10 protein-coding genes are annotated in these 15,131 nt (G+C 48.7%); all 10 read right to left on the bottom strand.

The annotated features are described in order from the left end of the window. Positions 1–373: biotin/lipoyl-binding protein (locus ADK28_RS29525; RefSeq protein ID WP_048797168.1), on the bottom strand; the 373-nt coding region annotated here is incomplete at its 3' end. 52 nt (positions 374–425) lie between these two features. Next, the gene (locus tag ADK28_RS26845; protein WP_028127960.1) at positions 426–2,198 is read right to left on the bottom strand and encodes a type I secretion system permease/ATPase; all 1,773 of its coding nucleotides are present in this window, start codon (positions 2,196–2,198) and stop codon (positions 426–428) included. 391 nt (positions 2,199–2,589) lie between these two features. Next, positions 2,590–5,592, bottom strand: a complete 3,003-nt coding sequence (locus ADK28_RS26840; protein ID WP_048797165.1) for a beta strand repeat-containing protein — start codon at positions 5,590–5,592, stop codon at positions 2,590–2,592. Positions 5,593–6,223: 631 nt separating this feature from the next. Continuing rightward, positions 6,224–7,294, bottom strand: a complete 1,071-nt coding sequence (locus tag ADK28_RS26835; protein ID WP_065426224.1) for an acyltransferase family protein — start codon at positions 7,292–7,294, stop codon at positions 6,224–6,226. A 98-nt stretch (positions 7,295–7,392) separates the two neighbouring features. Next, complete coding sequence (locus ADK28_RS26830; protein ID WP_230206250.1) at positions 7,393–8,814, bottom strand: cellulase family glycosylhydrolase; 1,422 nt, start codon at positions 8,812–8,814, stop codon at positions 7,393–7,395. A gap of 2 nt (positions 8,815–8,816) precedes the next feature. Continuing rightward, entirely contained in the window at positions 8,817–10,211 is a 1,395-nt protein-coding gene (gene wcaJ, locus ADK28_RS26825) for an undecaprenyl-phosphate glucose phosphotransferase (protein WP_048797166.1), read from the bottom strand. Between the two features lie 121 nt (positions 10,212–10,332). Further along, positions 10,333–11,706, bottom strand: coding sequence for a phosphomannomutase CpsG (cpsG, locus tag ADK28_RS26820; protein WP_048797163.1), 1,374 nt, complete (start codon positions 11,704–11,706; stop codon positions 10,333–10,335). A 58-nt stretch (positions 11,707–11,764) separates the two neighbouring features. Then, positions 11,765–13,186, bottom strand: a complete 1,422-nt coding sequence (locus ADK28_RS26815) for a mannose-1-phosphate guanylyltransferase/mannose-6-phosphate isomerase (RefSeq protein WP_152929752.1) — start codon at positions 13,184–13,186, stop codon at positions 11,765–11,767. A gap of 8 nt (positions 13,187–13,194) precedes the next feature. After that, a complete protein-coding gene (locus ADK28_RS26810) occupies positions 13,195–14,352 on the bottom strand; it encodes a glycosyltransferase family 4 protein (RefSeq protein ID WP_048797161.1) in 1,158 nt (385 codons plus the stop codon). A 40-nt stretch (positions 14,353–14,392) separates the two neighbouring features. Beyond that, the coding region (locus ADK28_RS30725; protein WP_075202157.1) for a hypothetical protein at positions 14,393–15,131 on the bottom strand (739 nt) is incomplete at its 5' end.

The following is a 15,131-nucleotide window of genomic DNA, read 5'->3' as shown; positions in this document are numbered from 1 at the left end:
CGCGTTCAGCCAGTAAACGCCCTTCGGTGGCCAGCGTGGTGTAGTACTGATCGCGCAGCGAATCAACCTGAGCCTGCGCCTGCACCTGGCTCAATTGCACCAGAACCTCACCGGCTTTCACCTTGTCGCCGTCTTTCACCGCGATATTCTTGATGATGCCGCTGGCCGGGGCCTGCACCGTTTTGCGGTTGCCGGAAACGGTTACCGAGCCCGGTGATGCCACCCCTTTATCCAGAGGCGCGAACGCTGCCCAGGCCAAAAATCCGAACAGACCAATTCCCACTACCAGCCAGCCCATCCGGGTAAACCGCCGTTCATCCTGCGGGATCTCTTCAATATACGAGTCTTGCGGCTCGCCAATATGCGTCGACATACCAACTCCTTTACACTGCGGACGGCAATGAAGCCATCAGGCAATTCACGGCTTAATTAATTTGCGTTTTTGGGATGTTGCCTTCATCCGGCTCAGAATTTACCGCCCTCACCGCTTGCTGAGGCTGTTGCGTCTGCGCTTTTTGCGCATTGGCCAACGCCTGAAGCACTTGTTGAGTCGGGCCGAACGCGTTGACGTTGCCATTCACCAACAGCAACAACTTGCTGGTCATCGACAGCAAATTGGTGCGATGGGTAATCAGAACCACCGTTTTATTACGTTGCTTGAGGAACATAATGGCCTGGTTCAACGCTTTCTCGCCCGCATCATCCAGATTGGAGTTAGGCTCATCCAATACCACCAGCGAAGGGTCGCCGTACAATGCGCGCGCCAGGCCGATACGCTGTTTCTGTCCACCGGACAACCCAGCGCCACCGTTGCCGAGCACCGAATCGTAGCCGTTAGGGAAACGCAGGATCAGTTCGTGCACACCGGCCAGCTTAGCGGCTTCAATGACTTTCTCTGAATCGATATCGTTAAAGCGAGCGATATTCTCGGCGATAGTCCCGGCAAACAGCTCAATGTCCTGCGGCAGATAGCCGATATACGGCCCCAATTCATCCTTGTTCCACTGATAGATGTCGGCATTATCCAACCGAACAATCCCTTCACTGACCGGCCAAATGCCGACCAGCAAACGCGCCAGCGTCGATTTCCCCGACGCGCTCGGGCCAATGATCCCCAGCACGTCACCGGGCTGGATGGCAAAAGTCACGTTATGCAATACCGCATCGCCTTTGGAGCCCGGCGGCGTGGCGGTGACGCCTTCTACAGCGAGTACCCCTTCCGGACGCGGCAAGGACATACCGGTGCCACGTTGCGGGTGCGTTTCCAGCAGCTTGACCAACCGGCCATAAGAAAGCTTTGCCGCGCTGTAGCTCTTCCAGACGTTAATAACCTGCTCAATCGGCGCCAGCGTTCGCCCCATCAGAATGGAGCCGGCGATCATCATACCGGGCGTGATGTGCCCATCGATCGCCAGCCAGCCCCCCAGCCCCAGCACCAGCGATTGCAGCGACATGCGCACAAACTTGGTGATCGATGTGACCCGCGATGCCCGTTCGCTGGCGATGCGCTGACTGTTCAAAAACCGCTGGTGCAGACCGAACCACCGGCGTTTCAGGTTAGGCAACATCCCCAAAGCCTCGATCACTTCGGCATTTCGCAGATTGGTGCTGGCCAGCGTACCGGACATAATCGACAGCTTGCTGGCCTCCGCCAGCGGCTTTTTCGACACCATTTCGTTGATCACCGCCAATGCGATCAGCAACAGCGCACCGACCAGGGCGAAAAGCCCCAACCAAGGATTAAACAGGAATATCACCAACAGATAGATCGGAAACCACGGCGCATCAAAGAAGGCGAACAGCGCGCTGCCGGTGAGGAATTGGCGCAGATTGGTCAAGTCACTCAGCATCTGGCCGGCGTCGGAAGAACCGTTTTTCAGATTCGCCTCGTAGGCCGCAGTGTAGACTCGCGTGTTGAGACGCATATCCAGCTGACTGCCGATACGGATCACCACCATGCTGCGCACGTATTCCAACAGCGACATCATGCCGAACATGCCCAACATGATCAGCGTCAGCATCAACAGCGTGATTTCATTACGCGAAGGAAGCACCCGGTCGTAAACCTGGAGCATATAGATAGAAGGAACTAGCATTAATAAATTAATAAATGCGGTAAATATGCCAACGGTCCAAAAAACCTTACTGCGAGTCCGTATAACATCCGCAATTTCATTGCGCGGTATAAATTGATTCACTTTCTGCCCTTACATCATGTGCACTGTCAGTCAAAATCCGCATTGGACTCTTATAAGGAAAATCCTAAAAAGGGAAAAAATAAAATAAATCCTAAAGAACCCCCACCCCAGACATGCTCGAGACTGCAGATACTTTTTCTAACTATAGGTAGAGAAAGCGGATATCAGCAAGGCCGTAAGCAAAAAAAAACGCCTCACGAACCACAGAAAAAAACGAATGAAAACAGCAGGGTAAATAGTAGGCAGGGCAAAGCGAGTTTAGTGCGAAAGGGAATAAACCAGAGATAATGACGTGGTTCACAAAATTCAAAGAATACGGGGTGTTCACACACCCCGTATTATTTATTGGCTAACAGTTTCAATGGGAATTATTTCCCACTGGAACCCCTACTTACGCGTAGTGCAGCGTATCCACCAATTGCTGGTGGTTCTGCCCGGTCAGGTATACCACGGTATCGTTGAGATCCAGCGCATGGTTATCGTTGTTGTCGATAATCACATAAGAGCTGGCAGTATTACCGCCACCGCTGAATACTACGGATGCCACACCCACTTTCGACGTCAGCGAGTTGCTGCTGTCCAGACCGAGAATGCCGCCCAGCAGGCCGATAACGCCGTTGGTCAAACCGCCCACCAGCGTCCCCAACAGCGCATCCAGTGTGTCTGCGGAACGTGTGCCGTAGTCCGCGACCGCCGTGCCGGTGGCGTCATTGGAGATAGTCAGGCCGCCATGGTTAACATCGACAATCTTGTCTTTAAGGCTGCTAAAGTCCTTGATGGTCACACCCGCCTGGGTGTTACTCGCCTTGATGTCATAGGTGTTGGCACCTGCGCCACCGGTCAGCGTGGTGTTGCCAATCACGCCCAGGGTATCGGCAGCACTGGAACCTTCTACGGTCATTTGGTAACCGTTCAGGCCCAACGCCGTCAACACCGGCGCCAACAGGTTGGTGGTAATGACGCTCAGCGGCAGAATGTTCAGCAACTGAATGATGATACCGTCACCGGTACCGCCATGGCTGGAGTCGAGATTCAGACCCGTGGTGTTGGTGGACGCATTGATATCACGCACGTTGCTGAAACCGCTGCCCAGCGTCAGATCCAGCGCGTGGTCACCGGTCACGTTGATGGTCTGAACCTGCGCATTGGTACCGGCCAAGGACAGAATGTTATCGAAGTTGCCGGTACCACCTGAGGCCACGTTCACCGTGCTCAGCGCGGTACCCAACAGGGCGCTGCTGCTGCTGTTCAGGGTGATGGCGCCGGCATTCACATTGGCGGAACTCACTGCATCGAAGTTGATGTTGAAGTGATCGGTGGCGTTCTGCACGAAGGTGAAATTCAGCGTACTGGCGGAGGTCGCGTCCCCTTTCACTTCCAGCTGCGCGGCGTTGCCGCCGGCGGCGTTGATGACGTTGACGTTAGCCAGACCGGAGATCACAAATCCTTGCGTGCCCAGATTAGTGGCCGCCGCGTTCTGCGTAACCGTGCCGCCGGTAGTGCCTTCAACCGTAGATGTACCGTTGGTCAGCCCAAAGTCAAAGGTGTTGGTTGGCGTGGTCACGCTGGTGGTGGTCGGAGAACCAATCAGCGGTGTCGTAATCAGCGTACCAACGGACTTGCCGATATAGCCGGTCAGGTCGATCTTCTCGAAATTCGAGAAGTTATTGGCGTTGCTGGTCACTGTGCTGGTGCGAACGCCCAGGGCGTTCTGGTTGGTCACCACGGTTTTGGTAATGAAGTTGGCGGAGATGGAGTCCGTACCCGCGCCGCCGTCAGCCTTAACCGTGTTGGCCACGCTGTTCGCACCGCCCGAAACCCCGTTCCCTGCCCAGTGCAGGCTGTCGTTGCCGGCGCCAAGGTTAAACTGCGCCGTGCCGGCCGCAATGTTTGCCGCCGATGTGACGACTACGTCATCCGCACCCGAACTGGCATTCAAGATGACGTTGCCGTTATTGACGGTGATATCTACGCCTGGATTAACGCCGTTGTCAGACAGGTTGACCGTTGCTGCGCTGGTGCCGTTAATGGTTAGATTCGCCAGATGGTCGGCGAACTTCAGGTTCACGGTGCTGGCGGCATTGGCGTTCAGTTGGACATTCGTCAGTACCGCTGTTTCGGCGTTGCTGATTTGATGCGACGTGCCGGTGTTGACGGTACCGGTTGCGTTACCGCCGGCGGCTGTTGCTGTCAAAGACGCGAAGGTTTTGTATAGCAGGCTGGTACCAATGTCGAACTCGAAACCATGTTGCTGCGTTACCGTTGCTGCGTCCGTCGCTGAGGAGCCGCGGAGATCGTTGATAATAGCCTGAGTGATAAGTGATTTATCAGAGCCAAGCGCGCTATAGGTGGCTAACTGGGTAGCCGTTGCCGCTACGCCGTGCACAGCGGTAAATACGTGTTGAATGAAGTCGTCGCCGGTCAGTTGACCGCCTTTGCGCTGGAACTCCGCAGACCCGACCAGTTTGCCAATCAGGCTGCTGTATGAGGTACCGGCTGCCAATTGCTTACTCCAGGTATCCAAACCGGAAGCATCGACACCGCGCTCCGCCACTCCCAGATAAACCGCTGCGACCTGTTCCTGGTATGACAGTCCCGGAAGTTGCCCTGCCTGATAGACCGTTGTAGCGCTGTTGAAGTGTTGCTGTGCGGTTTGGTCACCTGCCGCTACGGTGCCGCGCAACGCTTCGATAATATCGACCAGAACGTCAGCACGAGTAGAACCGTTTTGCAGCAGAGCGAGGTAGCTGGAGGCTTCTGCCGCGGTAGGCGCACGCTCATAACCAAACTGGAACAAGCGAGCAATGAATGCATCATCCGTCAGCGACGTGAGGAATGCACGACCACTGATATTCGCCGCAGCTGCCTGAGTCAGCGTCATACCCGCGTTGATTTTTGCACCAAAGTAGTTAACCGCGTCAGCGGTGGCTGTCGAGCCGATAACATGCAGAATCGCCTGGATATCTGCCGCCCCCTGCCCCAGAGCACTCGTGGACGCCGAAGGATACAACAGCGAGTCGACTTTGTTTTCGAAAGCCGCCTGTTGCGCCAAGATAGTCGCATCGCTACCGGTATAGTTCAGCAGTCCATTGACGACATTAGAAACCGCCGAGCTCAACGTGTTGCCATTCAGGAAGTCCGTCAGCTGTTGAGATGTCGCTGCAGTGCCGTACTCGCGCGTGTAAATAATCTGCAGAATTTCCGAATCGGTTTTCCCGGAGTAAAGCGCAGCGCCAGAGGTAGAGCTGATCAAGGCTTGCGCCAGCGACGCTGGCGTTTTTGCACCCGTTTGAAGCTGCTGCCCATAAGTATCGATCTCGGTGAGAGACGGAGTGCGCCCCAATACCGAATAGAAGATCGCCGCTGCCTGATGCTGAGAAACTAAAGAAGCCATAAAAAACTCCTAACCAAAGTGAGATAAGGTAAAAATAAGACCCAGACAACTATCGTCAGCAGCATCAACAACTTAGTCGCCGCATCAAAGAGAGGATTGGGTTTGCACATAGATTCAAGACTGAATTAGTAGCTGTGAAATTAAGCTTATCTAAATAGCTCCTTTGGGCGCCCATAAGTATAAAATTAGTAAAGTCGCTAAAAGCCGGATCTGTCAAGGAAAGCACTAAGATTATTATTACTTCGATTAAAAACATTGGGATAGCCATTAACACGATGGCAAAAAAAGGATTTTTCAACCCGATAACGAAAGCCTGAAATACAGATGAGAATTTTATCGTTCCAGGCGATATCGGCGAAGCAAACCTTTCGGGTAGGCCATTAAAAACCATACAAAAAAGATGACATAATTGGGATTGGGAGAACTGAAGGGGATGTGATGGGAAATTAGAAATATGTCAGCAAGAACAAGGATGGGTTAACATTGCAATAATATTGATGAACCACTAAAAATACGGACATCGCCGTATTTTTAGGCATAAAAAAGGCATCTTCATAAAAAACATGAAGATGCCTGTGCATGTCGGCGTTATTCCCGGTATAGTTACGCGAAAAAACGGAAAGAGAAAGAATTACTGAGGCACTACTTTTATGATACTGGACTTCACTCTTCGCCCAAGGTTTATTGAAGGCAACTCGATAAACCGGTATACCAGATAGGACGCAGGCAACGTTAGCAGTACACCGATCACTCCCAGCAAGTACCGATTAGCACTTGAGAAATCAGCGGTGAAATGCTCATAAACGATCAACAAACTTGGATGGATAAGGTACACGGAGTAGCTGATCACCCCCATCATCACCATGAATTTATTATGAATTCTGAGACGAGTCGTCAATAGAACGAATAAAAGCATACTGACATAATAGGTAATGGTGTAACGCATGGTATGGCCAGGTTCACTACCATAAGAAAAGAAGCTCACGATAGGTATAATACAGGCGAATACCGCAATATAGTAAACTGACAATTTCCTCGCGACCAAATCACCATCAAGCAGGTATGAACGCCACATGCCACCAAACATCATCAAAGATAACGCAAGTGGCAAAGCGACGGGGAATGCTTCATCCAATTTACTTCTGGCGATAGCTAAAATGATGGCAATGCCCAGCATAACAAAGGAGGCGATAAAGTTGAATCGGACTTTATTAAGCAACCCGAGAATAAAGGCGCAAACACACATAAAGTAAAAGACCAATTCAATAAACAGCGTCCAGTAGACGCCTACAATATCCCTAACACGCAGAGACGTTTGGAACATCGTGACGTTTGCCAAAATTTGGTGCAATGGGAACTGTTGCCCCAAACTGTAAGACACCGCTAGATAGAGGAGTAAGGAAAACCAGTACCCGGGATAGAGTCTGAATAACCGAGATATAAAGAATGCCTGCACCCCGCCGTTTTCACGTCGAAAGCTAGAGGGAATAATAAAACCGCTGATAATAAAGAATAAAACAACACCAATCTTTCCAATATCAAAAATATGGGAAAATATAAATTTATCATAGCCGTAAACCGGCACCAGAAAATGCGCAATAACAACGCTAATTGCCGCAATTCCTCGTATCGAATCGACATAATCCAGACGGACAGGTTGCTTATTGCCAGCGGTGGTCTTCGCTCGTTCATCTACTTGCATCGTAACCACCTGATCGTGAGTAAAAAACTTCTCGGTCATATTTTAAAAATTTCAACAAAGAGATAAAAAACAAGACAACAACATTTAATGAGGATAAATCAATGAGTTGGCGCCACAATAGGTTTATCCGACAGCAGCAGCACTGGTGTATCGCCTTGTAAAACCGCCGCTTGATTAGTCAATTCAGCAAGAGGTTTCACATCAGGTTGTTGGGCTGCAGCCCCCGTGACGCTGCTCATCAGGGATTTCAAAGCACCTGGTTGCTCTGAAGCCTGCGGCGCTTTAGACTTCTGCCAATACAGCATTGCATATTGATTACCCTCACCTTTCAAAGCGATACTGACAACGCCATTCGCAGTCTCCTTATAATCACTGACGCTGTAATCGCGCACAACTTTAGCTATCTTTTCATAAGCTAAAGCTGATGGCTTCGGTTTTTCTTGCCGATTAAGCAAACCGAACCGGTGCTCATTTATCTTTGGATTATCACCATCGTCAATGAGATCATACCACCATACGCCTTTGATATAGGAACGCGCCTTTGCCATCATCGTATATTTGACAATATATTGCGCAGCGGCAGCGTTACTTAACCCTCCCGGGCCATTATAGGTCGGCACACCCATCTCTGTTATATAGAGGGGAACGGTTCTTTTTGAAAATGCCTTGACTCTTGACTCAAACTTATCAATTGCAGCGAGGTTATCTTCAGGGTTCCTTAACGCCATATTCTCATTGCGATAAGAATAAGGATGCAAAGATATTGCATCGATATCACTCAAAATTCCCAACTTCATCAACGAGTCAAACCAGTCAATTCCGCGCTGCCCCAGAGGGTTGAGAGAACCAGCCATCACGATGGCATCAGGATCCGCACGTTTAATGGCCGCAGACGTTTTCTTCACCAGTGCGGCAAAGACTTCAGGTGGCGGAACGGCTTTTTTCTTTTTCAACCCCGTTCCCACGGTCCATTCGTTCCAAATCTCATAGTATTTAACTTTCCCCTTGAACCTCTTCGCCGTCCAATAAGCGTAATTGGCGAAGCCATCAATAGCTTCCGGAGTCGTTGGATAATCAGGCGAATCATATGCAGCATTGCCATAAGCCAGTATGAGCAGTGAATTCAGCCCATATTTCGAGACCCCCTGCTGGAATGCATCATCCTCTTTGAGGAGTGGGCCGACGACTTTAAAATCACCAGCATTTCGCTCAACCATTCCCCATAAATATCCAGCACGAAAGGATGTGAAACCATAGTCTTTGATTAAGGTCAGGTAATTATCTGTTGGCTTAGGATAATGCCGCAAATGAACATTCACCCCAACTTCAAAAGCGTTTGCATATTGGTAAGGCCCTAATAATAGCAAACCCGCAACTGCCAATGCTTTAACCTTATTGGCATAGCGGCCAATATTTTTACCCTCGGCACTTGGTGAATATTTCAACATAACCTCCCGAATAAAAAGACCACTCATGAATTTTTCTTCAAAAAAGGAATATGGTGACACATCCCAGAACAAGTTTAATACGCCGCCTTGCTGACAAAACCTTTGAATATTGTCAGAAAAACAATTTTAACATCAAGCCAGACACTCCAATTTCGGATATAGTCAAGATCGAACTCGACCCGCTTCTCCATTTTATCCAGAGTATCAGTCTCACCCCGCCAGCCATTTATCTGAGCCCATCCGGTAATACCAGGTTTCATTTTATGGCGAAGCATATAGCCCCTGATTAATTTACGGTATTGTTCATTATGGGCCACAGCATGAGGACGAGGACCGACAATTGACATATCCCCTTTCAAAACATTAATAAACTGAGGCAACTCATCTAAAGATGTGCGGCGAAGGAAGGCGCCGACCGACGTGACGCGAGTATCGCCTTTTTTTGCCTGAACAACCTTATCGCCGTCCTCCATTACCTTCATCGAGCGAAACTTCCAGACTTCTATCGCTTTTCCGTCCATGCCATATCGGCGCTGTTTAAAAATAACGGGGCCACGGGAATTGAGCTTGACCATTGCGGCAATCAGAAGCAACACGGGTGAAATGAACAGGAGTATAAAAATGGAGAGAATAACATCCTCGACTCGCTTAATGACCTGATTAACACCGCTCATTGGCGTATCAAACAAAGAGACAACAGGAACGCCATTAATCTCTTCAGTTCTAGACTGTAAAATATTAAAAGTAAATATGTCAGGAATAAGCATTACTGTACAGGTCGTGTCCGAAAGTTCGGAAACTGTATCCTTTATTAACCGCTCTTGCTCCATTGACATCGCAATATAAATTCTATCAATCCTTCCGCATTTTGCGTCCTCGATCAACTGTGCAAAATTACCGCGGCGCTCGATCTCGCTGTTCAATGGCGCTTCACTGTCATCATAGATGCCCAATACGCGGAATCCCATCCAATGGGCATCACGCAACGTTTCGGCCAAACGGATCCCCACCGGCATTGACCCCATCACGGCCACATTACGGGTGTTGAATCCGAGGTTACGCATGTAACCCAACATCAGGCGAATAGTACTGCGAGTAATGACCAAACCACAGCAAACGACCAGATACCATTGGACGTAAACGATGTATTCATTGCTAAAATCGTTCACGAAAGCAACGGCCCCTGAGGTTAGCAACAGGCTTATCGTCCAGTTTTGCAAAATAAGTCGAATTTCCAGCCCTGCACGGACGCCACGCCAGGAGCGATAGAAATCAGTAATACCGCCTATCATTTGGAAAATTACAATTGACGTAAGCACCATGACCCAATGTTGCAACGCGAATCGGGTGCCGGACAGTAAGCACGATAAATAAAGCCCGAGAAAGACGATAAAGATATCGCTAAAACGTTGCAACATAGATGTCAGGGATGCATTCGTATGTAAACTCCCACGACGGAAACCATTCATAGATAACTGCCTATTCACTATCATAGTATAGATGCCTTTTATAAGTTGCTCTGGTACCTATATCTCGTATAAACCTTGGGTAGTTTCTACCCAAGGTTCCAATATAGCGTAGTTACAGAGTTTAACTGCGCAACAAGGCAAGAATCTCTTCTGTTTTCTGTTGCATCAAGGCCGGATTGGCACGAGATTCAACATTGAGACGGACAACCGGTTCAGTATTAGAGCTCCGAAGGTTAAAGCGCCAGTCCGAGAACTCCAGGCTGATCCCATCAGTTTGGTCAAGCAGCAACGCGTCAGGCTGATAACGCTCAAGAACCCTGGTAATTGCCGTTTGCGGATCCTGCAAGTGGCTATTAATCTCTCCGGAAGCGGGATATGCAGACATGCGATCTTTAACCAATTGCCCCAGCGTCATATTTTTGAGACAAAGCAGCTCGGCAACCAACAACCACGGGATCATGCCGCTGTCACAGTAAGAGAACTCTCGGAAATAGTGGTGAGCACTCATTTCACCGCCATATACCGCATCTTCTTTTCTCATGCGCTCTTTAATAAAAGCGTGACCGGTTTTGGACATTACCGGTACCCCGCCGCTCGCGGAAACTACATCGATGGTGTTCCAGCTCAAACGCGGATCGTGAATGATCTTCGCCCCCGCCTCTTTTTCCAGGAATGCAGCAGCTAACAATCCAACAATATAATAACCTTCGATGAAACCACCATTTTCATCAAACAAGAAGCAGCGGTCGAAATCCCCATCGAAAGCAATCCCCATATCCGCTTTATGTTGGCGTACCGCCTGAGCGGTGTCCTCACGGCATTCGGGTAATAAAGGATTAGGAATGCCATTTGGGAAATTCCCATCCGGCTGGTGGTGGACCTTGATGAACTCAACGGGAATATTCAATTGGTTGAAGCGCGCTTCGATGGCGTCAATAACATGGCCAGCGGCGCCATTACCTGAGTTAACAACCAATTTAAGCGGCTTCAGGTTATCCGTATCAATGTAACCAAGTAAATGTGCCACATAGGCTTCACTGATTGATACCTGGCGGTAGTTACCACGGGAAGAAGGATCCACCTTCTCAAAGTTATTCTCTTCAGCCAATCGCTGTATGTCACGCAGCCCCGTATCACCGCTGATCGGTCGAGCCTGGCTGCGCACCAGCTTCATGCCATTGTAGTCCATTGGATTATGGCTGGCAGTCACTTCAATGCCACCATCGATACCTAAATGAAAAGTGGCGAAATAAATCTCTTCGGTACCGCTTAATCCAATATCCAGTACGTCTACACCCGCATCACGCAGGCCGTCTGCCAATGCAAGCTTCAGCTCCTCACTGGTTAAACGCACGTCTCCACCAACCACGACTTCGCTTGGTTTTAAAAACTCACCATAAGCACGTCCAATGCGATAGGCTATATCCGTATTCAATTCTTCGCCTAAACGACCACGAATATCGTATGCTTTAAAACACGTCAAAGTTTGAGCCATCTGAAATCCTTACCAAAATGTTGCGCAACTGCACCTTGTTAACCAAGGTGCGAAGCTTTTAATCATACTTTCCACTGTCATCAAATCGGACAATGTCATCTTCATGCAAATAGGAACCTGACTGGATCTCAATCAAATTCAGCGCGATTTTGCCAGGGTTTTCTAAAGAGTGTTCCACACCAAGCGGAATATAAACGGACTCATTCTCACTCACAAATTGAACAACTCCATTTTTCGTTACTTTAGCCGTTCCTGAAACCACAACCCAATGCTCAGAGCGATGATGATGCATTTGCAGAGACAGTTTTTCGCCGGGTTTAACCGTAATTTTACGCACCTGGAACCGTTCACCTTGCGCAATCGCATCATGCTGGCCCCAGGGACGATAAACCTCCCGGTGTTGTTTGCTTTCAGGCCGCTTGCTGCGTTTCAGATGATTAACGATTTCCTTAACGTCTTGAACTTTATCCTTATTGGCGATCAACACAGCATCTTTGGTCTCGACAACGACCAGATTATCTACGCCAACGGTAGCAACCAGTTTATGTTCCGCGCGGATGTAATTATTCGTGGAGCCATGCTGCAGCACATCACCGAAGGTGCTGTTACCCGAAGCGTCTTTTTCGCTGATTTCCCACAACGCAGACCAGGAACCAACGTCACTCCAGCCCGCATCAAGAGGAACGACAACGGCATCTGCAGTCTGTTCCATAACGGCATAGTCAATAGACTCGTCCGGGCAGGTCAGGAACGCCTCACGATCAACACGGACAAAATCAAGGTCCGGTGAGGTATGTTGCAGAGCCTTACGACAAGCGCCGAGAATATCTGGCCGATATTTGTTCAATTCTTCCAGGTAACGGCTCGCCTTGAACAGGAACATACCGCTGTTCCAGAGGTATTCGCCGCTCCGCAGATATTCCTCAGCCGTTGCCAAATTAGGTTTCTCAACAAAACGTGAAACTTGACAGGTTGCAGAACCGTCAACGCTTTCACCTTTGTGGATATAGCCATAACCGGTTTCAGGCCCTGTAGGCACGATGCCGAAGGTCGCCAACTTTCCATCCTGAGCAAATGGCACAGCCTGGAGCACCGCATTGCGGAATGTTTTCTCGTCTTGAATGACGTGATCTGCAGCCAAAACAAGTAATAAAGGATCTTCGCCGCCGGCTGTCGCTTGCAGAGCGGCAAGCGCAATGGCAGGCGCCGTATTGCGCCCTACAGGCTCAAGAATGATGTTATGCGACAAACGCGTAATCTGACGCAACTGTTCGGCTACGATGAAACGGTGTTCTTCGTTGCAAATCACCAAAGGGTTCGAAATTTCCAAGCCATCAAGACGGTTTACCGTCGTTTGCAGCATAGAAAACTCGCTGCACAATGCCAAAAATTGTTTAGGAAACAACTCTCTGGAAAGAGGCCATAAACGGCTCCCTGTGCCGCCAGCCATAATAACGGGATAGATATTGCTCATGATAATTTCACCGATCAGTATTGAATGGTTTTAGCAGCATTAAATTCATGCCATTTGGCATTGATATAAGTGGTCAATTCGTTCCGGAAGCGCTCTGCAGAAAACTTGCAGGCCTGCGTACGGCAATCGACGGGGCTGATTTCATCCTGGATGCTCTCAAACTGCTGCACGGCGGCAACCAATGAAGGCACTGTTTGTTCGTAAAAGAACACCCCTGTTGGGTTACTTACCCCGTATGGACGGACGGTTTCAAGCGCCCCCCCCTTGCCAAAAGTAATCACCGGTGTCCCACATGCCTGAGCTTCCACAGGTGTAATGCCGAAGTCTTCTTCTGCCGCAAAAACAAAGGCCTTGGCACGCGACATATGATCCTGGAGCACTTCATTGCTCTGATACCCAAGGATCTCGACGTTCTTTCCTGCCTTTGACTTAATTTTAGCCATTTCAGAACCATCGCCAATCACGATGAGTTTCTTATCCGGCATGGTGCTGAATGCCTCAACGATAAGATCCATCCTTTTATAGGGAACCATACGCGATGCAGTAAAATAGAAGTCATCTTTATTTTCGTTAAGCAAGAAACGATCAACGTCTACCGGAGGATAAATAACATCAGCCTCTCGACCATAAACTTTTTTTATTCGCCGCGCGATAAACTGAGAGTTGGCGATAAAATGGTCGACACCATTAGCTGTACGGTAATCCCACATGCGGATTTTATGCAGCAACCATTTAGCCAGGCGCCCCTTTATCCCGCTCATGAGATTGGCTTCACGCAGATACTGATGCTGCAAATCCCAAGCGTAACGTATTGGAGAGTGAACATAACTGATATGCAACTGGTCAGGGCCAGTCAACACGCCTTTAGCTACCGCATGGCTACTGGATAAGACAACATCGTGAGAAGAAACATCAAGTTGCTCAATGGCCAAAGGCATCAGCGGCAAATATTTCTGATAGTTGGTTTTCGCCTTAGGCAAATTTTGTATAAATGTAGTGACTGCATGCTTGTTATGAATTTGCTGTCTTGCAGCATCAGACAGGAAATCGACTACAGAATAAAGAGTAGCATCTGGATATATATCGATAAACTCTTTAATTACGCGTTCTGCGCCAGCATAGGTAACTAGCCAATCGGCAACTACGCCTACATTTAATTTCTCTTCAGGCATACCCTCTCCCAACACAACCTAAAATAAAAATACAGTAATACTAGAGCAATACTTTAACTTTATCTGAGATAGACACTTCACTGAAATGATGTTGAATACGTTCAACAACATCGCCGTCAAATACTTTAGCAGGAGGCAGTCGACTTATTTTATCATGAAGGTCATTTATATCTTTAAAGCAAACCACAACATCATCACCAAACTCAATATTTGCCCAGCGAAGGAACTCGGTCTCAACACAAATAATTCGGCTTTTTACCGACAGTGCATAGAAAAAGCTCCCGCTGACGATCATGTCAGGATCTGCATGGCAGATAATGAGTCCTTGAGATGAGGAAATCATGAGTTCAGCAGTGGCATCGTCGATGAATCCAGCTTGAATAGTCACATTATCTGGCGCGGACTTTCGTAAGTGTTCGACATAGCTCTCGTCATCATAGCTTCCAGCGATAACCAGCTTCTTATTTTCAGGGAAGCTGCGCATGAGTTCCTCAAGTCTCTTATACTTATTTATCCTACCAAAAAAAACGAAGTAATCATCTTTAATGACTTGTTGCATCTGATTATGTATAAATTCATTATCCGTTTTATACAGCGGATGTGGAACATAATCCAAGCCTGATTTGATCGCTGTAGGCGAATGAACGATACCCTGGCCCGAAAATTTCATTAAGAAATCAGAATAGCGTTTGGCACGATGAGTATCTTCTCTTCTGGTACCGTGCGGATATAAATTATGACGCACATAAATAAGTTTTTTTGCCACAATCTTAAATAGA

This window comes from Serratia sp. 506_PEND, from assembly GCF_001076875.1.
GTDB classification, from domain to species: domain Bacteria; phylum Pseudomonadota; class Gammaproteobacteria; order Enterobacterales; family Enterobacteriaceae; genus Serratia; species Serratia marcescens.
The sequence above is the reverse complement of the archived record's forward strand: the minus strand, read 5'-3'. Positions and strand labels throughout refer to the sequence as shown.

Bases quoted from the DNA above. Each gene is read 5' to 3' on its own strand.
- ADK28_RS26840 (WP_048797165.1), bottom strand. From the start codon at position 5,592: ATGGCTTCTTTAGTTTCTCAGCATCAGGCAGCGGCGATCTTCTATTCG.
- ADK28_RS26835 (WP_065426224.1), bottom strand. From the start codon at position 7,294: ATGCAAGTAGATGAACGAGCGAAGACCACCGCTGGCAATAAGCAACCT.
- wcaJ (WP_048797166.1), bottom strand. From the start codon at position 10,211: ATGAATGGTTTCCGTCGTGGGAGTTTACATACGAATGCATCCCTGACA.
- cpsG (WP_048797163.1), bottom strand. From the start codon at position 11,706: ATGGCTCAAACTTTGACGTGTTTTAAAGCATACGATATTCGTGGTCGT.
- ADK28_RS26810 (WP_048797161.1), bottom strand. From the start codon at position 14,352: ATGCCTGAAGAGAAATTAAATGTAGGCGTAGTTGCCGATTGGCTAGTT.